General features: G+C 71.8%; 24 protein-coding genes. 10 read left to right on the top strand and 14 right to left on the bottom strand.

What is annotated here, in order from left to right:
- Positions 1-53 precede the first annotated feature (53 nt).
- Positions 54-1,271 (bottom strand): FAD-dependent oxidoreductase, encoded by a 1,218-nt coding sequence (locus D3A60_RS04125; protein ID WP_119717548.1) that lies wholly within the window; start codon positions 1,269-1,271, stop codon positions 54-56.
- Positions 1,268-2,518, bottom strand: a complete 1,251-nt coding sequence (gene ubiH, locus D3A60_RS04120) for a 2-octaprenyl-6-methoxyphenyl hydroxylase (protein ID WP_119717403.1) — start codon at positions 2,516-2,518, stop codon at positions 1,268-1,270. Before ubiH ends, D3A60_RS04125 begins: the two co-directional genes overlap by 4 nt.
- A gap of 41 nt (positions 2,519-2,559) precedes the next feature.
- On the opposite strand from ubiH, the gene D3A60_RS04115 reads away from it, so the two are divergent.
- The 9 genes from D3A60_RS04115 to D3A60_RS04075 all read left to right on the top strand — a co-directional run bounded on the left by D3A60_RS04115 (position 2,560) and on the right by D3A60_RS04075 (position 12,043).
- Positions 2,560-3,150, top strand: a complete 591-nt coding sequence (locus tag D3A60_RS04115; RefSeq protein ID WP_119717402.1) for a DUF6580 family putative transport protein — start codon at positions 2,560-2,562, stop codon at positions 3,148-3,150.
- A gap of 8 nt (positions 3,151-3,158) precedes the next feature.
- A complete protein-coding gene (locus tag D3A60_RS04110; RefSeq protein ID WP_119717401.1) occupies positions 3,159-3,713 on the top strand; it encodes a cob(I)yrinic acid a,c-diamide adenosyltransferase in 555 nt (184 codons plus the stop codon).
- A 10-nt stretch (positions 3,714-3,723) separates the two neighbouring features.
- Positions 3,724-4,638, top strand: coding sequence for a histone deacetylase family protein (locus tag D3A60_RS04105; RefSeq protein WP_119717400.1), 915 nt, complete (start codon positions 3,724-3,726; stop codon positions 4,636-4,638).
- Between the two features lie 382 nt (positions 4,639-5,020).
- Positions 5,021-7,462, top strand: a complete 2,442-nt coding sequence (lptD, locus tag D3A60_RS04100) for an LPS assembly protein LptD (protein WP_119717399.1) — start codon at positions 5,021-5,023, stop codon at positions 7,460-7,462.
- Positions 7,459-8,814 carry a peptidylprolyl isomerase gene (locus tag D3A60_RS04095; RefSeq protein ID WP_119717398.1) on the top strand — a complete coding sequence of 452 codons (1,356 nt, stop codon included), beginning with the start codon at positions 7,459-7,461 and terminating at the stop codon, positions 8,812-8,814. Before lptD ends, D3A60_RS04095 begins: the two co-directional genes overlap by 4 nt.
- A gap of 1 nt (position 8,815) precedes the next feature.
- Positions 8,816-9,796 (top strand): 4-hydroxythreonine-4-phosphate dehydrogenase PdxA, encoded by a 981-nt coding sequence (gene pdxA, locus D3A60_RS04090; protein WP_119717397.1) that lies wholly within the window; start codon positions 8,816-8,818, stop codon positions 9,794-9,796.
- Positions 9,793-10,593 carry a 16S rRNA (adenine(1518)-N(6)/adenine(1519)-N(6))-dimethyltransferase RsmA gene (gene rsmA, locus D3A60_RS04085; protein WP_119717396.1) on the top strand — a complete coding sequence of 267 codons (801 nt, stop codon included), beginning with the start codon at positions 9,793-9,795 and terminating at the stop codon, positions 10,591-10,593. The genes pdxA and rsmA overlap by 4 nt, the downstream gene beginning before the upstream one ends.
- A 36-nt stretch (positions 10,594-10,629) precedes the next feature.
- Positions 10,630-11,010: a Co2+/Mg2+ efflux protein ApaG gene (gene apaG, locus D3A60_RS04080; RefSeq protein ID WP_119717395.1), complete on the top strand. Its 381-nt coding sequence runs from the start codon at positions 10,630-10,632 to the stop codon at positions 11,008-11,010.
- Between the two features lie 7 nt (positions 11,011-11,017).
- Positions 11,018-12,043: a symmetrical bis(5'-nucleosyl)-tetraphosphatase gene (locus D3A60_RS04075; protein ID WP_119717394.1), complete on the top strand. Its 1,026-nt coding sequence runs from the start codon at positions 11,018-11,020 to the stop codon at positions 12,041-12,043.
- Between the two features lie 9 nt (positions 12,044-12,052).
- On the opposite strand, the gene D3A60_RS04070 is transcribed toward D3A60_RS04075, so the two are convergent.
- From D3A60_RS04070 to D3A60_RS04030, 9 genes are all read right to left on the bottom strand, one after another.
- Positions 12,053-12,559, bottom strand: coding sequence for a dihydrofolate reductase (locus D3A60_RS04070; RefSeq protein ID WP_119717393.1), 507 nt, complete (start codon positions 12,557-12,559; stop codon positions 12,053-12,055).
- A 7-nt stretch (positions 12,560-12,566) separates the two neighbouring features.
- Complete coding sequence (locus D3A60_RS04065) at positions 12,567-13,361, bottom strand: thymidylate synthase (protein ID WP_119717392.1); 795 nt, start codon at positions 13,359-13,361, stop codon at positions 12,567-12,569.
- 3 nt (positions 13,362-13,364) lie between these two features.
- Positions 13,365-14,237, bottom strand: a complete 873-nt coding sequence (gene lgt, locus D3A60_RS04060; RefSeq protein WP_119717391.1) for a prolipoprotein diacylglyceryl transferase — start codon at positions 14,235-14,237, stop codon at positions 13,365-13,367.
- A 133-nt stretch (positions 14,238-14,370) separates the two neighbouring features.
- The gene (locus D3A60_RS04055) at positions 14,371-14,859 is read right to left on the bottom strand and encodes a TPM domain-containing protein (protein ID WP_119717390.1); all 489 of its coding nucleotides are present in this window, start codon (positions 14,857-14,859) and stop codon (positions 14,371-14,373) included.
- A 10-nt stretch (positions 14,860-14,869) separates the two neighbouring features.
- Positions 14,870-15,787 carry a TPM domain-containing protein gene (locus D3A60_RS04050; protein ID WP_119717389.1) on the bottom strand — a complete coding sequence of 306 codons (918 nt, stop codon included), beginning with the start codon at positions 15,785-15,787 and terminating at the stop codon, positions 14,870-14,872.
- Positions 15,788-15,824: 37 nt separating this feature from the next.
- A complete protein-coding gene (locus tag D3A60_RS04045) occupies positions 15,825-16,463 on the bottom strand; it encodes a LemA family protein (protein ID WP_119717388.1) in 639 nt (212 codons plus the stop codon).
- A 123-nt stretch (positions 16,464-16,586) separates the two neighbouring features.
- The gene (locus D3A60_RS04040) at positions 16,587-17,321 is read right to left on the bottom strand and encodes a TerC family protein (protein ID WP_119717387.1); all 735 of its coding nucleotides are present in this window, start codon (positions 17,319-17,321) and stop codon (positions 16,587-16,589) included.
- Between the two features lie 75 nt (positions 17,322-17,396).
- Positions 17,397-17,777 carry a diacylglycerol kinase gene (locus tag D3A60_RS04035; protein WP_119717386.1) on the bottom strand — a complete coding sequence of 127 codons (381 nt, stop codon included), beginning with the start codon at positions 17,775-17,777 and terminating at the stop codon, positions 17,397-17,399.
- Between the two features lie 235 nt (positions 17,778-18,012).
- Positions 18,013-19,005: an isoaspartyl peptidase/L-asparaginase family protein gene (locus tag D3A60_RS04030; protein ID WP_196778643.1), complete on the bottom strand. Its 993-nt coding sequence runs from the start codon at positions 19,003-19,005 to the stop codon at positions 18,013-18,015.
- A gap of 484 nt (positions 19,006-19,489) precedes the next feature.
- On the opposite strand from D3A60_RS04030, the gene D3A60_RS04025 reads away from it, so the two are divergent.
- Positions 19,490-20,668, top strand: a complete 1,179-nt coding sequence (locus tag D3A60_RS04025) for a S8 family peptidase (protein WP_119717384.1) — start codon at positions 19,490-19,492, stop codon at positions 20,666-20,668.
- A gap of 58 nt (positions 20,669-20,726) precedes the next feature.
- Here the strand turns inward: D3A60_RS04025 and D3A60_RS04020 are convergent, their stop codons facing one another.
- Genes D3A60_RS04020 through D3A60_RS04010 form a run of 3 tightly spaced genes read right to left on the bottom strand, consistent with a single transcriptional unit; the run spans position 20,727 to position 24,192 of the window.
- On the bottom strand, positions 20,727-21,965 hold the full coding sequence (locus tag D3A60_RS04020) for an ABC transporter permease (RefSeq protein WP_119717383.1): 1,239 nt from the start codon (positions 21,963-21,965) through the stop codon (positions 20,727-20,729).
- The gene (locus D3A60_RS04015) at positions 21,962-22,672 is read right to left on the bottom strand and encodes an ABC transporter ATP-binding protein (protein WP_119717382.1); all 711 of its coding nucleotides are present in this window, start codon (positions 22,670-22,672) and stop codon (positions 21,962-21,964) included. Before D3A60_RS04015 ends, D3A60_RS04020 begins: the two co-directional genes overlap by 4 nt.
- The gene (locus tag D3A60_RS04010; RefSeq protein ID WP_119717381.1) at positions 22,669-24,192 is read right to left on the bottom strand and encodes an efflux RND transporter periplasmic adaptor subunit; all 1,524 of its coding nucleotides are present in this window, start codon (positions 24,190-24,192) and stop codon (positions 22,669-22,671) included. The genes D3A60_RS04015 and D3A60_RS04010 overlap by 4 nt, the downstream gene beginning before the upstream one ends.
- Between the last annotated feature and the right edge of the window lie 184 nt (positions 24,193-24,376).

Here is a 24,376-nt window from a genome sequence, read left to right as displayed (position 1 = left end):
GCGCTGCGGGCCTGCGGTGATCGACACGGCCCCGCTTCGGCGGGGCCTTTTTTTTAGAGCCCGGCGGCGTGGCGCCAGAACGCGTGGTTCAGCGGTGGCAGACGGCCGACCGTGCCGAGCAGCGGGCCGCGCATCAGCGTCGGCAGCAGCGCGTCGTTGGAGAACAGGCGGTTCAGCCCGTCGAACGCGTACGCGGCGACCGCGTTCTCGCTGCGGCGGGCACGCGCCCAGCGCGCGAGCGGCACCGGCGCGCCGAGGTCGCGACCGCGGCGCGCGTGCGCCATCGCCTGCAGCGCTGCGACGTCGCGCAGGCCGAGGTTGACGCCCTGGCCCGCCAGCGGATGGACCACGTGGGCAGCATCGCCGACCAGCACGACCCGCCCCTCCGCGTAGCGCTCGGCGAGCTGTCGACGCAGCGGAAACGCGACGCGTGCGGAGACGTGGGTGACGTCGCCCAGCACGCCCTCGGAGGCCTGGCCGAGTTCGCGCCGGAAGTCGGCCTCGTCCAGCGCCAGCAGCCGCGCGGCCTCGGCCTCGGCGACGGACCAGACGATCGAACTGCGGCGACCGCGCGCATCGACCGGCGCGTCCGGCGAATCGACGAACGGCAGCAGCGCCAGCGGCCCGCCCGGCAGGAACCGCTGGCGGCACGTCGAGTCGTGCGGGCGTTCGGTCTGCACGAAGGCGACGACGCCACTCTGGCCGTAGTCGCGCGCAAAGCTGTCGATCCCCGCCATCGCGCGCAGCGGCGAGTCCGCGCCGTCGGCGGCGACCACCAGCCGCGCGCGCAGTCGCGTCCCGGACCCCAGCGTCAGCGTGGCCGCGTCGTCGTCCTGCGCGATCGCGACCACCTGCTCCGGGCACAGCACCTGCACGCCGGCCAGCGGCAGCGCCGCCCACAGCCGGTCGACCAGCAGCGCGTGTTCGACGATCCAGCCCAGTTCGGGCCGCGCGAGCGCATCGGCGTCGAACACCAGCGGCGCACCGCCGGCGGCGTCCCACACCCGCATCGCCCGGTACGGCTGCGCGCGCGCGCTGCGGATCGACGCCCAGACGCCCAGCCGGTCGAGCAGCGCAGCACTGTCCGGGGCGAACGCGAAAACGCGCAGGTCGGTTCCGTGCGCCTGCCAGCGCGGCGGCTCGCGCGACTCGACGAGCGCGACCGACGCACCTTCGGCCGCCAGCGCGAGCGCGGCCGCGGTGCCGACCACGCCGGCACCGACGACCACCGCGTCGAGGGTGCCGTCGCGCCGCGGTTCCCGCCGGCTCATGCGGTGGTGCCCCGGCACAGCGCCGGCACGTCGCCGCGGTAGCCCATCGCGCCGGCGACCAGGCGCGCCTGCACCGACGGCAGGCGATCGGCCGCGAACAGGCCGGCGCTGCGCACGGGGCGCAGCCACTGCGCGTCGTTGGCGGTCAGCCGGGCCAGTCCGTCGGAGAACGCCAGGGTCTGTGCGCGGTCGTCGCTGCGCCGCGTGTCGTAGCCGCGCAGCAGCGCGCCGCTTCCCGGGTCGGCCACCGCATCGCCGATCTGCTCCACCAGCGTCAGCGCATCGCGCAGGCCGAGGTTGAAGCCCTGTGCGCCGATCGGATGGATCGTCTGCGCGGCATTGCCCACCAGCACCGCGCGCGGCGCCGTCGTCCGCTGCGCGACGATCCGGCTGACCGGGTACGCGCTGCGCGGGCCACAGGCCAGCAGCCGGCCGACGCGCCAGCCGAATGCGTCCTGGATGCGCGCGAGGAACGCCGCCTCGTCCATCGCCGCCACCACGTCGGCCTCGCCGGCGGCGACGGCGTGGATCAGTCCGAAGTGACGATCGCCGCGCGGAAGCAGCGCGGTCGGGCCGTCGTCGCCGAAGCGTTCGTACGCGGTTCCGTCCGGCGCACGCTCGGCACGCAGCCGCGCGACGAACAGCGTCTGCGCGTAGTCGTGTTCGTCCGCGCCGATCCCCAGCGCATCGCGCACCGCGCTGCGAGCGCCGTCGGCGCCGACCAGCAGCCGCGTGTCGATCACCCGCTCCCCGTCCCCGGCGTCGATGCGCACGCCGCGGCGGTCGCCGGCACTGTCGTCGACCAGGCCGAGGAACCGCGCCGGGCGATAGCGGGTCAGCCCACGCAGCTCCGACAGCCGCGACTCCAGCGCCTCGCCGAAGTCGCGGGCGACCACGACCCGGCCGAACTCGCGCCGCCCGTGGTCTGCGGCGCGCAGCAGCATGCGGCCGAAGTCGCCGCGGCGCGTCACGTGGATGCGTTCGATCGAGCCGGCAGGTGCGCGCAGCCGCGCCAACACCCCGAGCGCCTCGAGCGCGTTGACGGTGGCCTCGGCGAAGCTGAGGTTGCGCTCGTCGAACACGGCCGGGATCGCGCCCGCAGGCGCGGCGTCGACGAGCGCGACATCGAGCCCGAGGCGGTCGAGCGCGATCGCGAGGCTGGCGCCGACGAGTCCGCCGCCGACGATCAGCACGTCGTGGGCGACACGGTCGCGGGGCGCCGCGGATGAAGGGGGGAGCGGGGCCATTGCGCTATGCTAACGGCTTCCACCGGCACGCAACTGGCTCGATGAACCGCATCCCGACGACCCCCGCTCCCTCCGGCCTGCGCCTGTCCGCCGGCCCGCTCGTGCTCGCCGGTCTGATCGTGCTGGCGGCGATGAGCCGGCTGCTGCCGCACCCGCCGAACTTCTCCCCGGTCGAGGCCGTCGCCCTGTTCGGCGGCGCGTACTTCGCCTCGCGCGCATGGGCCTTCGCGGTTCCGCTCGCCGCGATGCTGCTGTCTGACCTGGCCTTGGCCGCGACGCTCGGCGGCGACTACGCCGGCTATTTCGGCAGCACCGGCATGGCGCTGGTGTACGCGTGCATCGTCGCGATCACCGCGATCGGCCTGAACCTGCGCGGCCGCGTCAGCGGCGGGCGCGTGCTCGGCTACTCGCTGGTCGGTTCGGTGCTGTTCTTCGTCGTGACCAACTTCGGCGTGTTCGCGTCGAGTGCGGCCATCCCGAAGACCGCTGCCGGCCTGATGGCCACCTACGCCGCCGGCATCCCGTTCTTCCAGTGGACCGTGCTCGGCACGCTGTTCTACTCGGCGCTGCTGTTCGGCGGCTTCGCGCTGCTGCGCGCCCGGGTGCCGGCGCTGCGGGCCCAGACCGCCTGAGTCCGGGCGTGGGCAACCGCCTCAGCAAGATCTACACGAAGACCGGCGACGACGGCAGCACCGGGCTGGGCGACGGCAGCCGCGTCGCGAAGGACTCGGCCCGCGTCACCGCCTACGGCACCGTTGACGAGGCCAACTCGTGCATCGGCCTGCTGCTCGCGGCTGGCGTGCCCGACGACATCCACGCGCTGCTGACGACGATCCAGCACCAGCTGTTCGACCTCGGCGGCGAGCTGTGCATCCCTGGCCACGCGGCGGTGTTCGATGCCGACATCGCGCGGCTCGAGCAGCAGCTCGACCACTACAACGACGCCCTGCCGCCGCTGAAGGATTTCATCCTGCCCGGCGGCGGCGAAGCGGCGGCGCGCTGCCACGTCGCGCGCACCGTCGTCCGTCGCGCCGAGCGCGAGACCGTGACCCTGTCGCACCACGATTCGGTGCGGCCGGAGGCGATCCGCTACCTCAACCGCCTGTCGGACCTCCTGTTCGTGCTCGCGCGCGTGCTCGCACGCGCCAGCGGACACGGCGAGATCCTGTGGCAGCACGAGCGCCGCCAAGGCTGAGCGACCCGGCATGCGCGTCTACACCCACCCCGCCTGCCTCGACCACAACCCCGGCGCCCAGCACGCCGAACGACCGGCCCGCCTCTCCGCGGTGACCGACGCGCTGAAGGCGGCCTACCCCAGGCTCGACTGGCGCGAGGCGCCTCGCGCCAGCCGCGGCCAGCTGCTGCGCGTCCACGACGACGCGCTGCTGGCGCTGGTGCTCGACACCAAGGTCGACGGACCGATCGCGCTCGACCCGGACACGGTCCTCGCGCCCGGCTCGGCCGAAGCCGCGTTGCGCGCCGCAGGCGCGGGCGTCGCCGCGGTCGACGACGTCATGCACGGCGACACCCGACGTGCGTTCTGCGCGGTGCGTCCGCCCGGACACCACGCCACCGGCTCGTGTGTGATGGGCTTCTGCCTGTTCAACTCGATCGCCGTGGCCGCCGCACACGCCTGCGACAAGCACGGCCTGTCGCGCGTCGCGGTGGTCGATTTCGACGTCCACCACGGCAACGGCACCCAGGCGATCTTCGACACCGACCCCCGCGTCATGTACGCCAGTTCGCACCAGCTGCCGCTGTATCCCGACACCGGCTACGCGGACGAGCGCGGCGTCGGCAACGTCGTCAACGCGCCGCTGCCGCCTCGCAGCGGCGGGGATGCGTTCCGGTACGCGTGGCGGGATCGCCTGCTCCCGGCGATCGACGCGTTCCGGCCGCAGCTGGTCTTCATTTCGGCGGGATTCGACGCGCACCGTCTCGACCCGCTCGCGCAGCTCGAGGTCGAGGCCGACGACTTCGCCTGGCTCACCACCGAGCTGTGCGCGATCGCCGGACGCCACGCGCACGGACGCGTGGTGTCGATGCTCGAGGGCGGCTACGACCTCGACGCGCTGCGCATGAGCAGCGTAGCCCACGTCGGCGCCCTGCTCGCCGCCTGAGCCGGAAGGCCCTCTGCACGCCGGGCGTCGCGCCCCGACCGTCTTGCGCCGACGCTGTGCACGCCAACGCAATCGCCGGCTGCACGCGCTGTCGACACCGCGCATGCGATGGATGGCGGCGGCGCGGCCAAGGTCGCCTTGGCGCGCGTGCAGGCATCGGGAGGGGGAGCCGCGGCTCGCGGCCCGAATGCAGCGGGCCCGTCTGCCCTATCGCCTGCGCCCCGAACCGAACACCCACCTCCGAACGATCCAAGGGGAATGCTCCGTGCCATCCGCCGGGCCCAGCAAGATGAACCCAACCTTCCCCCGCGCCGCACCCGCGTTGCCGCCCTGCAGGGGATGGGGCAAGCTAGCGGCCGTTTTCCGTGTCCCGGATGGCCGCGTGCGCACGAGTTTCCGCCTGCTTCCGCTCTCGCTGTGCATCGCGCTCGCCCTTCCCGCGTACGGCCAGGATGACGGCTACGGCGACGACGACTGGGCGCTGTGCCCGGTCGGCGATGCGGTCCCCGCGTTCGCCGATGCACCCGCGCCCACCGGCACCCCGCAGCAGCGCATCGAGCAGCCGACCGACATCGAAGGCGACCAGCTCGAGGGCCAGCAGGACGAAAACACCATCGTGCAGGGCAACGTCGCGCTGAGCCGCGGCGACCAGTTCCTCGGCACCGACCGACTGACGTTCAACAGCGAGACCGGCCAGTATGTCGCCGAAGGCAGCGTGCGCTACTCGGACTCGGGCATGCGCATCGTCGCCGAACGCGCCGAAGGCAACCAGCAGGACGACAGCCACACGATCACCGACCTGCGCTACCAGCTGACCGAGCGGCGCGGCAACGGCGGCGCCGAACGGATCGAACTCAAGGGCGAGCAGGGCGCGCTGGTCGGCTCCACGTATTCCACCTGCGCGCCGTCCGAGCGCGCGTGGGAGCTGCGCGCGAATCGCATCGACATCGACACCGAGAAGGGCATGGGCGTGGCGCGCAACGCGACGCTGCGGATCGGCAAGGTGCCGGTGCTGTACGTGCCGTGGTTCATGTTCCCGATCGACGACCGCCGCCGCACGGGCCTGCTGTACCCGGCCGTGTCGCTGTCCGGCCGCAACGGCTTCGACTGGAAGCAGCCGATCTACCTCAACCTCGCGCCGAACTACGACGCCACGGTCACGCCGCGGATCATGACCGAGCGCGGCGCCAGTATCGGCGGCGAATTCCGCTGGCTGTACCCCAAGGGAGAGGGCACGGTTTCGGGGACATGGATGCCCAAGGACAAGCTGCCGGAGAACGAGCCCTTCCGGTACCTCAACAACCCGATCACCGGTCTGCCAATTCCCGGGGCGACGCTGCCGACGGATAACCGCGGGCAGTTTTCGCTTGGAGCCACTCACTACTTCAACAAGTTCTGGCGTGCTCGCGCCAGTCTGGGCTGGGTGAGCGACACCCACTATCTGGAGGACTTCAGCAACAGCCTCTATGGCGTGTCGACGTATAGCATCGGCAGCACGCTCGGCGTATATGGACAAGGACGCCACTGGTCGGCGAGCTTTACCGCCGATCGGTATCAGCTCACCGACTACACCCTGACCGAAGCGAGCCTGCCGTTCGACCGACTCCCACGTCTTTTCGCACAGTGGAACCGACCGCTGAACGATTGGTTGCACGCCGGAATCGACGCGGAGGCGGTGAGATTCCGGCACGACGTCTTCGACGCTGGCAGCCGTCTTGACGTCAAGCCATTCGTCGAGATGCCGCTCGAGGGAGGCAGTTGGTTCCTGCGCCCGCGTCTGGCGTATCGGTACACCGCTTACAAGCTGGAAGATGGTCTTGCCACTTCAATTGGAAACTCGCTCGCTCAAAGGTACGCGGCTACCAGTGGGACGACGCCGACTCCCGAACTCATCGCGCAGCTGACAAACGCAGGGCCAACCCGCAGCCTGCCGATCAGCTCGATCGACGCCGGACTGTTCTTCGACCGGCACACGCAGATCCGCGGCGACAACTACCTTCAGACGCTCGAACCGCGACTGTTCTACCTGCGCGTGCCGTACGAGAACCAGGACGGCCTGCCGCTGTTCGACACGGCGCCGATGACGTTCAGCTGGGGCCAGCTGTTCCGCGACAACCGCTACACCGGCCCGGATCGCCAGAGCGACGCGAACCAGCTGACGACGGCGCTGACCACGCGCCTCATCAACGAGGACGACGGCCGCGAGCGGCTGGCGGCGAGCATCGGACAGATCCGCTATTTCGACGACACGCGGGTGATCGTGCCGGGCGAGACGCCGGTCGAACGCGGCAAGTCCGCGTGGATCGCCGACGTGTCCGTGGCCCCGAGCGACCGCTGGCAGATCAACGCGTCGTACCAGTGGGACCCGAAGTTCCGCCGCGAGGACCTGGCCGCGCTGCGTGCCCGCTACCTGATCGGCGACGCAGGCGTGGTCAACGTCGGCTACCGCTACCGCCGCGACCTGCTCGAGCAGGCGGACTTCTCCTTCCTTTACCCGATCAACCCGAACTGGAGCGTGGTCGGCCGCTACTACTACTCGCTGCTGGACAAGAAAGAGCTGGAAACCATCGCCGGCGTGCAGTGGGAAAGCTGCTGCATCGCGGTGCGACTGGTCGGCCGCCGGTACCTGCGCAACCGCACCGGCGACCTGAACAATTCCATCCAGCTCGAGGTCGAACTGAAGGGCCTGGGCTCGGCCGGCCAGAAGACGGAGCGCGTTTTGCGCCGTGCTATCCTCGGATACGACCGCGACGACCTCTACCTCGTGCCGCCCTCCCCGCTGAGGCGCGACACCGTCGACCCCACTCTCGACTCGAATCCATGAAGAACGTACTCGCGTGTGCCCTCGCGGCCGCCCTGCTGGCCGGCGCTCCCCTCACCGGCGCCGGCAGCCTTGCCGTCGCGCAGGAGCTGCAGCCGATCGACCGCATTGCCGCGGTGGTCAATGAAGACGTCATCCTGCGCAGCGAGCTCGACCGCGCGGTGGCGAACATCACCCAGCAGTACCGCGGGCGCGAAGGCCAGCTGCCGCCGCGCGACGTGCTCGAGCGCCAGGTGCTCGAGCGCCTCGTGCTGATCAAGCTGCAGGTCAGCCGCGCCCAGGAAACCGGCGTGCGGGTCACCGACCAGGAAATCGACCAGGCCATCGGCGCGGTCGCCCAGCAGAACCGGCTGACCCTGGACCAGCTGCGCGCGCAGGTCACCAGCGACGGCACCACGTTCGGCGAATTCCGCAATTCGATCCGCGACGAGCTGCTGATCCAGCGCCTTCGCCAGCGCTTTGCGCAGGGCCGCATCCAGGTCACCGAGGCCGAGATCGACGCCGCGATGGCCGTGCAGGCAGCGACCGGGAGCCAGTACCGTCTGGCGCACATCCTCGTCGCGCTGCCCGAGGGCGCCACCGCCGAGCAGATCGCCACCGCGCAGAAGAAGATCGACGGCGTGAAGTCGCTGCTGGACCGCGGCGAGATGGACTTCGCCGCCGCGGCCGTGCGCTATTCCGACAGCCCGAACGCACTGGAAGGCGGCGACCTGGGCTGGCGCTCGAATGACGAGATTCCCAACGCGTTCGCTGAGATGGTCCGGCGCATGTCGCCCGGCGACGTCAGCGCGCCGCTGCGTGGCCCCAGCGGCTTCCAGCTGCTGAAGCTGGTCGAAGTGCGCGACGCGGCTGCCGACGGCGCGGCGAACATGGTCACCCAGTTCCAGGCCCGCCACATCCTCGTGCGCGCGGCCGATGCCTCGCAGGACGCCGCGGCGAAGGCCAAGGCCGACACGCTGGCGGCGCGGATCGCCGGCGGCGCGGACTTCGCCCAGCTCGCGCGCGAAGAGTCGCAGGACCTGAACACCCAGGCCAACGGCGGCGACCTCGGCTGGTTCGCCGCGGACGCGTTCGGCCCGCAGTTCGGCGGCCAGGTCGCCGGCCTGCAGGACGGCCAGGTCTCGGCGCCGTTCCGCACCGAAGCCGGCTGGCACATCGTGCAGCGGATCGGCACGCGACAGGTCAACGCCACCGACCAGACCCGCCGCGCACAGATCAGCGAGACGATCGGCCGGCGCAAGCTCGAGGACGAGTGGAACCGCTTCCTGCGCGAGATGCGCGGCGAGGCGTTCGTCGACGTCCGCGGCCAGGCCGACACGCAGGCCGCGACGCCCGCCCCCGCCAACGGCGGCTGACGTGCACCGCCCGCGGCTCGCGCTCGTTCCGGGCGAGCCCGCCGGCATCGGGCCCGAGCTGTGCGTTCGCCTCGCGCACGCGCCCCGTGACTTCGACCTCGTCGCCTTCGCCGACGCCCGCGTGCTGCAGGCCGCGGCACGCGCCATCGGACTGCCGCTGACGCTGGCCGACGCGCCCGGCGCGCGACCCGGTGCGCTGGAGCTGGTGGACATGCCCGGCGCGGGTGACCCGCCACCATTCGGCCAGCCGGACCCGCGCAACGCGCCTGCGGTCATCGCGGCGCTCCACGCCGCCGCCGACGGCTGCATCGCCGGCCGCTTCGACGGACTGGTCACCGGGCCGGTGCACAAGGCCACGATCAACGACGGCGGCATCGCCTACACCGGGACGACCGAGCTGCTCGCCGCGCACGCGGGCTGCGAGGTCGTGATGATGCTGGCCAACGACGTGGTCCGCGTCGCGCTGGCGACGACCCATCTGCCGCTGCGCGCGGTCGCCGACGCGATCACTCCGCACTCGCTCGAGCGGACGCTGCGGATCACCGCCGCGGCGCTGCGCGGCGACTTCGGTATCGAACGCCCGACGATCGCCGTGCTCGGGCTCAACCCGCACGCCGGCGAGGCCGGCCACCTGGGGCGCGAGGAGATCGACGTCATCGAGCCGGTGCTCGCCCGCCTGCGCGGCGAAGGGCTCCAACTGGTCGGACCGCTGCCGGCCGACACGGCGTTCCTGCCGGCGAAGTTGCGCGGGTTCGACGCGATCGTCGCGATGTACCACGACCAGGGCCTGCCGGTGCTGAAGTACAGCGGCTTCGAGCACGCAGTGAACCTGACCCTGGGCCTGCCGTACCCGCGGGTCGCGGTCGACCATGGCACCGCGCTCGAGCTGGCCGGACGCGGCGTCGCCGACCCGGCGAGCCTGATCGCCGCCGCGCGCACCTGCGCGCGCATCGCGCGCGTTCGCGGGACAATGCGCGCATGAGCACGCGCAAGACCGCTTTCACCGAGCCGGCCAAGAAGAGCCTGGGCCAGCACTTCCTGGTCGATCGCGGGATCATCGCGTCGATCGTCCGCGCGGTCGACCCGAAGCCGGGCGACCGGCTGGTCGAGATCGGCCCGGGCCAGGGCGCGATCACGTTCCCGCTGCTCGACGTCCACCACGAACTCACCGTCATCGAGTTCGACCGCGACCTGATCTTCCCGCTGACCGAGGCCGCGCGCGCGCACGGCACGCTGGAGATCCTGCACCGCGACGTGCTCGACGTGGACTTCACCGCGCTCGCCAACGAGGGCGTGATCCGGCTGGTCGGCAACCTGCCGTACAACCTGTCGTCGCCGATCCTGTTCCACGCGCTCGACCACGCGCCCGCCATCACCGACATGACCTTCATGCTGCAGAAGGAGGTCGTCGACCGCATGGCGGCCGAGCCCGGCAGCAAGGTCTACGGCCGCCTGAGCGTGATGCTGCAGGCGTACTGCGACGTGATCCCGCAGTTCGACGTGCCGCCCGCCGCGTTCCGCCCGCCGCCGAAGGTCGACTCGGCCGTCGTCCGGCTGGTGCCGCGCGATCCGGCGACGATCGGCATCGACGACCGCGACCTGTTCGCACGCGTCGTCCGCGATGCGTTCGGCCAGCGGCGCAAGACGCTGCGCAACGCGCTGTCGCAGGTCTGCGACGCGGCGATGATCGAAGCGGCGGGCGTCCGCCCGGATGCGCGCGCCGAGCAGCTGCCGGTGGCCGACTTCGTGCGCCTGAGCAATCGCATCGGCGCGACGTGAGCCCGCGCTGACGCCGCATTGCTTACACTGTCGGGCATGGAACGCCGTGCCTACGCCGTCGACGTCGAAGTCGCCACCCGCTACCTGGACGACCAGTCCGAACCCGAGCAGGACCGATTCGTCTTCGCCTACACGATCCGCATCCGCAACCGCGGCGACGTGCCCGCGCGCCTGATGACGCGCCACTGGCGGATTACCGACGCCAACGGCCAGGTCCAGGAAGTCGACGGCGACGGCGTGGTCGGCGAACAGCCGCGGCTGGAGCCCGGCGAGGACTTCGAGTACACGTCGGGCGCGGTGCTCGAAACCGCGCTCGGCACGATGCAGGGCCGCTACGGCATGGTCGCCGACGACGGCACGCACTTCGACGCGCCGATCCCCGCGTTCACCCTGTCCGTGCCGCGCACGCTGCACTGAGGCGCGGATGACGACCTGGGCCATCGGCGACCTGCAGGGCTGCTACGACGCCACCCAGCGCCTGCTCGAGTGCATCGCGTTCGACCCGGCGCGCGACCGCCTGTGGTTCTGCGGCGACCTGGTCAACCGCGGCGGCCAGTCGCTGGAAACGCTGCGCCTCGTGCATTCGCTGCGCGAGCACAGCGTGGTCGTGCTCGGCAACCACGACCTGTCGCTGCTCGCCATCGGCGAGCGCTCGCTCGAGGACCAGCGCAAGGTCAACGCCGACCTGCAGCGGATCGTGCTGGCCGAGGACCGCGACGTCCTGCTCGACTGGCTGCGCATGCAGAAGCTTGTGCACGCCGACCGCGAGCTGGGCTGGATGATGGTGCATGCCGGCCTCGCACCGGCGTGGACCACGCGGCTGGCCGAGCGCTACGCGCGCGAGATCGAGGAGAAGCTGCACGGCGACCAGTACCGCCGGCTGCTGAAGAACATGTACGGCGACAAGCCGGCATGGCACCCCAAGCTCGCCGGCCTCGACCGCCAGCGCGCGATCATCAACGTGTTCACCCGGCTTCGTTATTGCACGCCGCGCGGGCGGATTTCGTTCGAGGACAAGGGCAGCCCCGGCACGCAGCCGGTCGGCCTGTACCCGTGGTATGCCGTGCCCGGCCAGGCCGAACGCGACCTCAAGATCGTCTGCGGCCACTGGTCGACGCTGGGGCTGTTCATCGGCCACGGCGTGCACGCGATCGACACCGGGGCGGTGTGGGGCGGCAAGCTCACCGCGCTGCAGCTCGACACCGACGAGCTGCGGCTGGTGCAGGTGCCGGGCCGCGACGTGCCCGCGCAGCCGCCGCGCCCGCGTCCGCCGCACCACCCGGGCGACGCGCGGGGGCCGCGCCCGCGCAACGGCGCGCCGAACCCGCCGCGCGGGGATCGCTCGCCACAGCGGCACGAACGCAACGGACGGGGTCCCCAGCCGGCGCGAAGCGGCGATCAGCCGCCGTCGCGGCCGGCGCCGGTCGAGTACGAACAAGATCCGGATTGATCCGCCGCGCTAGCGGTTGGCGGCGCGCTCGTAATCGGCGAACTCGAACGCGTGCGCGTGGCGCGCATCGGCCGCGTGCGCTTCGCGCGCCGTGACGCGCCAGTCCGCGGGGTCGAACGCCGGGAAGTGCGCGTCGGCCCCGTCGATCGCGGTGTCGACGTGGGTCAGGTACAGGCGCGCGGCGCGCGGCAGGCACAGCGCGTAGACCTCGCCGCCGCCGATCACGAACAGCGCACTGGCGCCGTGCTCGCCGGCGATGCGCTCGGCATCGGCCACCGTGCCAACCGCCTGCATGCCGTCGAACGGCACGCGGCCCGAGCGCGTCAGCACGAGGTTGAGCCGCCCCGGAAGCGCGCGCCCGAGCGACTGCGCGGTCTTGCGCCCCATCAGCACCGGTTGGCCCAGCGTGAGCGCCTTGAAGCGCTTCAGGTCGTCCGGCAGGTGCCACGGCATCGCATTGTCGCGGCCGATGGCGCGTCGGCGATCGAGCGCCGCGACGAGGACCAGGTCGACCATGCGCCAGTCAGACCGCGACCGGCGCCTTGATCGCCGGCAGCGGGTCGTAGCCTTCGATCGCTATGTCGTCGTAGCCGAACGCGAACAGGTCGGTGACGCCGGGATTGAGCCGCAGCGTCGGCAGCGCGCGCGGCGTGCGGGACAGCTGCTCGCGCGCCTGCTCGAAATGGTTCGAGTACAGGTGCGCATCGCCGAGCGTGTGCACGAAGTCGCCGACGCCGAGCCCGCACACCTGCGCAACCATGTGGGTCAGCAGCGCGTAGCTGGCGATGTTGAACGGCACGCCGAGGAAGATGTCGCCGCTGCGCTGGTACAGCTGGCAGCTGAGCTTTCCGTCGGCGACGTAGAACTGGAACATCGTGTGGCACGGCATCAGCGCCATGCGCGGGAGGTCGGCGACGTTCCACGCCGACACGATCAGCCGGCGCGAATCGGGATTGCGCCTGATCTCGTCGACGACCCAGCGGATCTGGTCGATCTCGATGCCGTCCGCGCCGGCCCACCGCCGCCACTGCTTGCCGTACACCGGGCCGAGCTCGCCGTCCGCGTCGGCCCACTCGTCCCAGATGCTGACCTTGTTGGCCTTCAGGTACGCGATGTTGGTCTCGCCCTGCAGGAACCACAGCAGCTCGTGCACGATCGAGCGCAGGTGCAGCTTCTTGGTGGTCACCAGCGGGAAGCCGGCGCCGAGGTCGAAGCGCATTTGCCAGCCGAACACGCTGCGGGTGCCGGTGCCGGTGCGGTCGGACTTCTCGGTGCCGTGCTCGAGCACGTGGCGCAGCAGGTCGAGGTAGGCGTGCATGGCTCAGCCCGCCTTGGCCGGCGCCAGCGTCGGCTGGCGGCGCGAATACCACAGCCAGAACAGGCCGAGCACGATCAGCGGCAGGCTCAGCAGCTGGCCCATCGTGAACCAGCCGAACGCCAGGTAGCCGATGTCCGCATCGGGCACGCGCACGAACTCGATCGCGAACCGGAACACGCCGTACAGCAGCGCGAACAGGCCGGCCACCGCGTAGCGCGGACGCGGCCGGCGCGAGAACCACCACAGCGCGATGAACAGGACCAGGCCCTCGAGCGTCGCCTGGTACAGCTGCGACGGATGGCGCGCGTAGGCGTCGAGCGCGCCCGACGCATGCAGCGCGCGCAGCTGCTCGATCGGCGCGCCGGTGTACGGGCCGAGGTCGCTGTTGGGGAACACCACGCCCCAGCCGCCGCCGGTCGGCTTGCCCCACAACTCGGCGCCGATGTAGTTGCCGATGCGGCCGAAGCCGAGGCCCGGCGGCACGATCGGGGCGACGAAGTCGATCGTGTCGAACAGGTGCAGCCCGTGCCTGCGCGACCACCACCAGGCGGCGACGACGACGCCGATCAGCCCGCCGTGGAAGCTCATGCCGCCTTCCCAGATCCGCACCAGCATCAGCGGGTCCTGGCGCAGCGCGTCGAAGCTGTAGAACAGCACGTAGCCGAGCCGCCCGCCGAGCACGACGCCGAGCATGCCGTAGAACAGCAGGTCGCCGAACGCCTGCTCGTTGACGCCTGGCAGCCGCCCCTGGCGCACCCGCCGCGTGCCGAGCCACCAGGCCACGCCGAACCCGAGCAGGTACATGATCCCGTACCAGTGGACTTGCAGCGGTCCGAGGCCGAAGGCGATCGGATCGATCTGGTGCAGGGTCGTCATGCGTAAGCGGTTCCGGACAGCGGTCTGGCCCTATTGTGCCGCGTGCCGCCGCCGAGCGGAGTCGGCCGCGCGGCCTTGGCGGCCACGGCCAGCGCGCGAGGCCGTCCTGCGCGCCGCCCCAGGGTCGTGCGGGCTACAGCAGGTGCGGCCGGTCGGGCAGCTCGTTGGCGTCGTCGATCGCGCCGTCGCGCGGGAAGTGCTCGGCGAGCAGCGCCGAGGCGGCTTCGACGCCGCGCAGCACCGCGGCGTCCGGCCGGCCGCCGCGCAGGCCTTCCTCGATCAGCTGGCACACGCCGCGCCATTGCGCGTCGCTGACGCGACCGGCGAAGCCGCGGTCGGCGACGATCTCGATGCGGTGGTCGGCCAGCAGCAGGTAGATCAGCACGCCGTTGTTGGCCGCCGTGTCCCACACGCGCAGCTGGGCGAAGACTTCGTGGGCGCGGGTGCGCGCATCGACCCCGGCGACGACCGCGCGCCAGTGCAGCGCCGGCTCAACCGCGAAGCACAGCTCGCCGGTGTGCGCGCGCTCGCCGGCCGCGATCGCGTCGGTGATCGCATGCAGCGTCTGTTCGGGGAACAGCGTTCCGGACGACGGTGCGAACAGGTGCTTCAGCAGGCGCATCGACGGCTCCTCACCAGCTACCGGAGGCGCCACCGCCCCCGCTCATGCCGCCGCCGCCGGACCAGCCACCGCCACCGCCGCCGCCCCAGCCGCCGCCCCCACCGCCCCAGCCCCCGCCGCCGAACCCGCCCCACCCCGCATCGCGGGCGAAGCGGCCGCGCGGCGCGCTGGCCAGGCCGAGGAAGAACCCGATCAGCGCGCCGAGGCCGCCGACCAGCAGCAGCGACGACAGCAGCCAGGCGATCCCGCCGGCCGCGGCCGCCGCGACGGTGCCGCGCACGATCCGCGGAGTCCGCGCCAGCACCCCGCGCGCGACCTGGGCGACGATGAACGCGACGAACAGCGCGAACAGCCAGCCGCTCCCGCCACCGCCTCCACTGCTGCGGTGATCGGCCATCGGCGCCGGCAGCGGCTCGCCGTCGATGAGCTTGACCAGCGCGGCGGTCGCATCCTCGATCCCGCCGGCGTAGTCGCCTGCGCGGAACTTCGGCACCAGGTATTCCTGGATCACCCGCGCGGACGTCGCGTCGGGAATCGGGCCTTCCAGCCCGTAGCCGACTTCGATTCGCACGCGGCGGTCGTCCTTGGCGACCAGCAGCAGCACGCCGTCGTCGACGCCCGCGCGCCCGAGCTTCCACTGCTCGAACGCGCGCACCGCGTACTGGGCGATGTCCTCCGGCTGAGTCGTCGGCACCACCAGCACCTGCAGCTGGCTGCCCTTGCGCTGCTGCAGCGCGAGCGCCTGCGCCTCCAGCCGCTGCCGCGTCGCCGCGTCGAGCGTGCCGGTGGTGTCGACCACCGGCGCATCGAGCGGCGGGATCGGCGCCAGCGCCTGCGCGAACGCGGCGAGGCTGGCGCCCAGCAGGACCACGATCGCGCAGGCGCGCACCAGCGCAGCGCGGTAGCCGCCGGTGCGGCGGGCAGGCATGCGGTTCAACCCGAGGCCGTCGCCGGGGCCGCGTCGATCAGCCGCCCACCGGCGCCGGCGGTTGCGCGGGCTGCGGCTGGCTCTGCTGCGACGGGGTGCCGAAGTCGACCTGCGGCGCTTCCTGGATCTGCTCGACATTGTCGACGGTGAAGTTCGGCTTGGGCTTGTAGCCGAACATCATCGCGGTGAGGTTGGTCGGGAACTGGCGGATGTAGGTGTTGTAGTCCTGCACCGTCTGGATGTAGCGCTGGCGCTCGACGGTGATCCGGTTCTCGGTGCCTTCCAGCTGCGCCTGCAGCTGCAGGAAGTTCTGGTCGGCCTTGAGCTGCGGGTAGGCCTCGCTGACCACCAGCAGCCGGCCGATCGCGCTCTGCAGCTCGCCCTGCGCCTGCTGGAACTGCTGCAGCGATGCCGGGTCGTCGGCGTTGACGTTGATGCTGCCGACCTTTGAGCGCGCTTCGGTGACCTGGGTCAGCACCTGCTGCTCGTGGCTGGCGTAGCCGCGCACCGTCGCGACCAGGTTGGGCACCAGGTCCGCGCGGCGCTTGTAGACGTTCAGCACCTGCGACCAGGCGGCGGTCACGGCCTCGTCCTTCGACTGGATCGTGTTGTAGCCGCAGCCGCTGAGCAGCGCGACGAGTACGACCAGGACCCACGACATCGCAAGCCTACGCATGACGCAACTCCAGCGGGGGAACGTGGCCGGCATTCCAACACCGGCCCCGTCGACACGCAATGGACGCGGCGTGACGGCAGGACGCCGGGGCGGAGGGGCGTCCGGCCGCGGCGTCGCGACGCGTTATTCGGCCTCCAGCCGGCGTCCCTGGTTGCGCCGCACCCACAGGTTCAGGCACTCGACCAGCGCGGAGAAGCCCATCGCGCCGTAGATGTAGCCCTTCGGGATGTGCGCCTCGAAGCCGTCGGCGACCAGGTACACGCCGATCAGCACGATGAAGGCCAGCGCCAGCATCTTGATCGACGGGTTGCGGTCGATGAACTGCCCCAGCGGGCGCGAGGCCAGCAGCATCACCGCCACCGCCAGCAGGATCGCGCACACCATGATCCAGGTCTGGTTGGCCATGCCGACCGCGGCGATCACCGAGTCGAGCGAGAACACGATGTCGATGACCGCGATCTGCGCGATGACCGCCATGAACGACGCGGCCGGCCGGGTGTGGACGTCCTCCGACTCGGACTCGCCGACGACCAGGTCGCGGATCTCCATCGTGCCCTTCACCAGCAGGAACGCGCCGCCGAGGATCAGCACCAGGTCGCGCACCGACAGGCCCTGGCCGAACAGGTGGAACAGGTCGGACGTCAGCCCGGCCAGCCAGGCCAGCGTCAGCAGCAGCAGGATGCGGGTGATGCACGCGACCGCGATGCCGAACTTGCGCGCCTTCTCGCGCTGCCCGTACGGCAGCTTGCTGACCGCGATCGAGATGAACACCAGGTTGTCGATGCCCAGCACGATCTCGATCGCGCTGAGGGTGATGAGGGTGATCCAGACCTGCGGATCGAGCAGCTGTTCAAGCACGGGGCATTCCTGTCTACGGCAATGGCGGAAAATGGTGCGGTGCGCGCGCGACGGCGCAGCGCAGGCGCGGGCGGGTTACAGCAGCCGGGGGCCGACGATCGCGCCCCAGGTCAACAGCACGTTCAACATCAGCACGAACACCGCGGCCGAGCCCATGTCCTTGGCGCGACCGGCGAGCTCGTGGAACTCCGCGCCGTAGCGCTCGATCACCGCCTCGACCGCCGAATTGAGCAGCTCGATGCTCAGCACCAGCAGGCAGCTGCCGATCAGCAGCACGCGCTCGACCGGGGTCTGGCCGAGCACCCAGCCCAGCGGACCGAGCAGCGCGAACAGATAGACCTCGAGCCGGAACGACGACTCGTGCAGCCACGCCGCGCGCAGGCCCTGGAACGACCAGCGGGTCGCCTTCAGGATCCGCGCCGGACCGCGCGGCAGGTGCCCGAACTCGTCGGCCATGCCTCAGCCCCGCCCGCGCCGGACAACGGCGGGCACGGCGGCGAAATGCGCAACGCGGCGCAAAGCGGCGGTAGCCGGCATCGGGAACGGGCTCCGGAGACGGTGGACAGCGCGGCCGGGGCCGCGGCGGACCCGCGATTTTGCCACAAGCCCGGCGGCCGCCCCTGAAGCGGCGTTGGCCGGCGACCGGCGCCCTGCCGTGGCCGGCCGTCCCCGGCGCCGCGCCTGCCGCGGGTCAGCGCTCGGGCTCGGCCTCGTGGATGGCGGTGCCGCGGCGGCCGTCGGGGTGCACCCACCCGCGGAACATGCTGCCGCTGTTGAACGGCATCGCGATGTTGCCGTCGCGGTCGAGCGCGATGGCGCCGCCGTCGCCGCCGGCGGCGGGGATCAACCGGTTGATGACCTCGTCCGCTGCAGTCTGCAGGCTGTCGCCGCGGTACGCCACGCGCGCGCAGATGTCGTGCGCGGCCGCGGCGCGGATGTAGAACTCGCCCCAGCCGGTGCCGGAGACGCCACAGCGGTCGTCGGCCCACGTGCCGGCGCCGATGATCGGCGCGTCGCCGACGCGGCCGTAGCGCTTGTTGGTCATGCCGCCGGTGCTGGTGGCCGCGGCGATGTGGCCGCGGGCGTCGAGCGCCACCGCGCCGACGGTGCCGAAGTACGGCGCGGCGTCGCTGTCGCTGTCGCGCACGGCCGCGCGCTTGTCGCGTTCGGCGCGCTGCGCCTTCTCGAGCTGCTCGCGGCGGCGCTCGGTGTCGAACCACGTGTTCGGCACGCGCTCGAGCTCGGGGCGCGTGTCGGCGAACGCCTCGGCGCCGTCGCCGGCGAGCATCACGTGCGGGCTGTGCTCCATCACCGCGCGCGCCAGCCGGATCGGATTGCGCACCGTGGTGACGCCCGCCACCGCCCCGGCGCGGCGGGTGTGGCCTTCCATGATCGCCGCGTCGAGTTCGTGCTTGCCCGCGGCGTTGAACACGGCGCCCTTGCCAGCGTTGAATTCCGGCGCTTCCTCGAGCACCACGACCGCGGCGGTCACCGCATCGAGCGCGGTGCCGCCCTTGGCCAGGACCGCGTGGCCGGCGTCGAGCGCGCGGTTGAGCGCGGCGTGGTACGCGACGCGCTGCGCCTCGCTGATGCTGTCCTTCGGCACGAAGCCCGCGCCGCCGTGGATCACCAGCGCGGTCCTCGGAGCGGCGGGCGGCGCCGTGCCGGCGGCGTCAACCGCCATGACGGGGAACAGGGCAAGCAGGCATACGAGCAGTCGGCGCATGGCGAAGTCCGGAAGTCATCGCGCCGAGCATACGCGGCCGCGCGCGGGTCCCGCCACGCGCGCGGCCCGACGCCGGACTGGCGTGGGTATGTAAGCGGTTGCAGCACGCGCGCGCCGTCGCAGCGCGTCGGTGCAACGCAACAATACGCGCGGACGCGCCTTCACCTCGCTGACCACCCACGCGCGCTCCGTGCGTTAGCGCATCGTGCGGAAAGGCCGGCCAGCGCTGCGTTTCACGGATTTCTTGCATGGCCCGGCAGGCGCGCCGATCGATCGTTCAGATCGAAACATCGACGCGCGTCGGCACGCCGTTGACAGCCGGCGTCGCCGGTGCGATTGCTCGCCGGGCCACGGATCCGGCGGATGTTCGCGCAGGGGATGTGGCGTCCGGGCCCGCAGGGGACGCGCAGGCCCACACCCAACCACTGCCAGGAACATCAAGATGATCAAGCGACTTCTCGCTGCAAGCGTAATGCTCGCCCTCGGCACGTCGGCCTACGCCGGCGAACTGCTCCGCGCGGAAAAGCCCATCGAGGGCCAGTACATCGTCGTGCTCGACCCCGAACGCCTGCAGACGCCGCCCGGGCTGGAACGCGCGCCCGGCCTGGCCGTCGCCGCGGAAAACGCGGCGGTCGACCTCGCCGCACGGTTCGACGTCGGCGTGGCCGGCGTGTACCGCCACGCGCTGCAGGGCTTCGTCGCACGCGGAGACGAGCGCGCGATGGCGCGCATGCTGAAGGACCCGCGCGTGGCGTTCATCGAGGAGGACGGCGAAGTCACCCTCGATGCCACCCAGTCCGGCGCGACCTGGGGCCTGGACCGCAGCGACCAGCGCGACCGCCCGCTCAACGGTACCTACGTCTACGACTACACCGGCTCCAACGTGCGCGCGTACGTGATCGACAGCGGCATCCTCGCCAGCCACAGCGACTTCGGCGGGCGCGTCAGCGGCGGCTACAGCGCGATCAACGACGGCCGCGGCACCAGCGACTGCAACGGCCACGGCACGCACGTCGCCGGCACGATCGGCGGCGCGACCTGGGGCGTGGCGAAGTCCGTGCGGCTGGTGCCGGTGCGCGTGTTCGGCTGCACCGGCGGCAGCGCCAACTCGACGATCATCGCCGGCATCGACTGGGTGCGCGCCAACCGCGTGCTGCCGGCCGTGGCGAACATGAGCCTCGGCGGCGGCGCGTCGTCGGCGACCGACACGGCGACCAACAACCTCGCCAACAGCGGCGTGGTGGTCGTCGTCGCGGCGGGCAACTCGAACGCCAACGCCTGCAACTACTCGCCGGCGCGCGCGTCGGGCGCGTTCACCGTCGGCTCGACGACGTCGACCGACGTGCGCTCGTCGTTCTCGAACTACGGCAGCTGCGTCGACATCTTCGCTCCCGGCAGTTCGATCCGTTCGGCCTGGTACACCAGCACCACGGCGACCAACACGATCAGCGGCACGTCGATGGCGTCTCCGCACGTCGCCGGCGCGGCGGCGCTGTACCTGCAGCGCTTCCCGACCGCATCGCGCACCACGGTGACCAGCTGGCTGATCAACAACGCCACGCTCAACCGGCTGACCAGCATCGGCACCGGTTCGCCGAACCGGCTGCTCTACACGCGCTGAGTCGGGCGCGGCGACCAACGGCGGGCGGCCCTCGGGCCGCCCGCCGTCGTTTCAGGGGCTACTGCTGGCGCAGCGCCTCGATCGGGTCCAGCTGCGAAGCCTTGCGCGCCGGGTAGAAGCCGAAGAACAGGCCGGTGGCGATCGAGAAGCCTGCCGCCAGCCCGACCACCTGTCCGTTGACCGCGACCGGCAGCGATCCGAACTTCGACACCAGCAGTGCGCCGGCGACGCCGATCGCGATGCCGAGCGCGCCGCCGATCAGCGAGATCAGCATCGCCTCGGCGAGGAACTGCCGCTGGATGTCGCGCGGCCCCGCACCGACCGCCATGCGCAGCCCGATCTCGCGGATCCGCTCGGTCACCGACACCAGCATGATGTTCATGATGCCGATGCCGCCGACCACCAGCGAGATCGTCGCGACCGCGCCGAGCAGCAGCGACATCAGCCGCGTGGTCTGGGTGCGCGTGGCGACGATCTCGGCGATGTTGCGCACGGTGAAGTCGTCGTCCTCGCCCGGCTGGATCCGGTGGCGCTGGCGCAGCAGCGCTTCGATCTCGCCCTGCGCGTAGGTCACGTCCTCGGCGCGCGCGACACCGACGGCGACCTGCATCACCGCGCCGGCCGGCAGCCCCATCGCGCCCATCAGGCGACGCCGGCCGGTTTCCAGCGGCACCAGGATCACGTCGTCCTGGTCCTGGCCCCAGCCGCCCTGCCCCTTCGGCTTGAGCGTGCCGACCACGGTGAACGGCACCCGGCCCAGCCGCACCGTCTGGCCGACGGCCTCCTCGTCGCCGAACAGTTCGCGCCTGACGGTCTCGCCGAGGATCACCGACTTGCCGCCGCCGCTGTAGTCGCCCGGCTCGAAGCCGGTGCCGGCCGCGACCGTCCAGCCGTTGATCTCGAAGAAGTCCGGCTGCACGCCCTGCCACGAGGTCGACCAGTTGTTCTCGGCGAACACGATCTGGGTGCCGCCGCGGATCGACGCCGCGACGAACTGCACCTCGGGGACTTCCTCGCGGATCGCCTCGGCATCGTCCTGGGTCAGCGTGTACAGCGAGCTGGCGCTGACGCGCACGCCGCCGAAGCCGCGCCCGCCGCCGCCGGCGCTGATGTCGAGCCGGTTCGAGCCCAGGCCCGACACGAGCTTGTCGATCTCGGCCTGGGTGCCCTGCCCGACCGACACCATCACGATCACCGCGGCGATGCCGATGATCACGCCGAGCGAGGTCAGCGCGCTGCGCATCCAGTTGCCGCGCAGCGCGAAGATCGCCGTGCGCAGGACTTCCATCGCGTTCATGCCGCCGGCTCCAGGTCAGGCTGGCCCTGCTCGTGCAGCCGGCCGTCGCGCATCACGAACGTGCGGTCGCAGTGCTGGGCTACTTCCGGGTCATGGGTGATCAGCACGACCGTGTGGCCGTCGGCCTGCAGCCGCTTGAACAGCGCGAGGATCTCCTCGCCGGTCTTGCTGTCGAGCGCGCCGGTGGGCTCGTCGGCCAGCAGGATCGGCGGGCGGTTGATCAGCGCGCGGGCAATTGCCACGCGCTGCTGCTGCCCGCCGGACAGCTCGCTGGGCCGGTGGCCTTCGCGCGCGGCCAGACCGACCGCCGCCAGCGCCTCGTGCGCGCGCCGCTCGCGCTCGTCGCGCGGCACGTTGGCGTAGCCCATCGGCATCGCGACGTTCTCCAGCGCGGTCATGCGCGACAGCAGGTTGAAGCCCTGGAACACGAAGCCGATCTTGTCCCGGCGCAGCACCGCGCGCGCCTCGGCGTCGAGCGTGGCGACGTCGACGCCGTCGCACAGGTAGGTCCCCGCGCTGGGCCCGTCGAGGCAGCCGAGCAGGTTCATCAACGTCGACTTACCGGAACCGGACGGCCCCATGATCGCGACGAACTCGCCGTGGGCGATGCGCATGTCGACGTCGTCGAGCGCGATGACCTCGGCCTCGGTGCCCGGCGAGTACACCTTGCGCAGGCGCCGGGTCTCGATGACGGACGGCCGCGTCATGGCGCCGCGCGCCCGCCGCCGGTGACCACCTCGTCGCCCTCGGCAATGCCGCCGGTGACCTCGGTCCAGCTGCCGTCGCTCGCGCCGACGCGGACCGTGGTCGGCTGCGGCCGGCCGTCGACGAGCCGGTACAGCGGTGCGCGACGCGCCGACAGCAGCGCCGTCAGCTCGCTGTCCCAGCGCGCGCGCTGGGCCTCGTCGAGGCTGTCGCGGAACGCGGCAAACTGCTGGTTGAAGCGCTCGGCCATGCGCTGGCGCATCGCGCCGGACGCCGCGCCGCCGCCACCGCCGTTGCCGCCGCGCTGCTGGCCGCCTCGACCGCCGCCGCCGAACAGCACGCTGCCGCCGCCCTGCGGCGCGGCCGCGACGCGCGCGGCCGCGCGCTCGCGCAGCTGCGCCAGCGCGGCGTCGAACTGCGTCTGCTGCGCATCGGTCAGCTTCAGCGCCGCGGCGATCGCCGGCAGCTCCTCGGCAAACCCGCCACGCGCGCCGCCCGCGGCCGCCGGCGCGCCGGCCGTCGCCGCGTCCTCGTCGGCCGGCTTGAAGCGCAACGCCGCGTTGGGCACGCGCAGCACGTCGTCGCGGCGGCTGACTTCGATCTCGGCATTGGCGGTCATGCCCGGCAGCAGCGTCGCGTCGGCGTTGTCGACCGCGACGACCACCGGGTAGGTGATCACGTTGTTCGTGTTGGTCGCCGACAGGCGCACCTGCTGCACCTGGCCGCGGAAGCGGCGGTCGGCGAACGCGTCCACGGTGAACGTGACCGGCAGGCCCGGCTTGACCTGGCCGATGTCGGCCTCGTCGATCGCCAGCACGATCTCCATCTTCGACAGGTCCTCGGCGATCTGGAACAGCACCGGCGCCTGCAGGCTCGCGGCGACGGTCTGGCCCGGCTCGACCGTGCGGGTCAGCACCACGCCGTCGACCGGCGAGCGGATCACCGCGCGCTGAAGGTTCAGCCGCGACGTCTGCGTCGACGCCTGCTGCTGGGTGATCTGCGCCTGCGCCGCGTTGACCTGCGCGCGCGCCTGGTCGAGCGCCGCGCGGGCCAGGTCCAGGTCGCTGCGCGCGATCAGCTGGGTGCCGGCCAGCTCGGACTTGCGGCGGAAGTCGGCCTCGGCGTTGCGCAGCGTGGCCTGCGCGGTGGCGAGATTGGCGCGCGCGCTGGCGACGGCCGCCGAGCCCTGCGCGATCTGCGCCTGGAACGTGCTGGGATCGATCCGCGCGATCACCTGGCCTTCGGTGACGCGGTCGTTGAAGTCGACGAGTACGTCGGTGACCTGGCCGGAGATCTGGCTGCCGACGTCGACGGTGGAGATCGCGCTCAGCGACCCGGTCGCCGAAATCGCGACGCGTATGTCCCCGCGCTCGACCTTGGCGGTGCGGTACGCGCCGGCGTCGGCCGCCTGCCCGCGCTGCTTGAACAGCACGTAGCCGCCGTAGCCGACGGCGATCACGACCGCGGCGACGATGGCGCGACGGATCCAGGGGGATGCGGCAGAAGTTCGGGCAGGGGTCATCGGGCTCGGCACGGGCAGGAAGGAGGGCGGGCGTGGGGATCGGGGCGCAGCTACGGCGTCGCGCCGGCGATGGAGGCACGGTGTCAACGCGCAGGCGGGCGCCGCGTTGACCGCCCGCGCTCGCCGGGGTTCAGCTTAGATGCTGCGGGGGGCCACAGGGCGCGGGCGCCCGCGCGGGCCGGAA

This window comes from Cognatilysobacter tabacisoli (assembly GCF_003586305.1).
GTDB lineage: Bacteria > Pseudomonadota > Gammaproteobacteria > Xanthomonadales > Xanthomonadaceae > Cognatilysobacter_A > Cognatilysobacter_A tabacisoli.
Note: the sequence above shows the minus strand (reverse complement) of the source record. Positions and strands in the feature narration are given on the sequence as shown.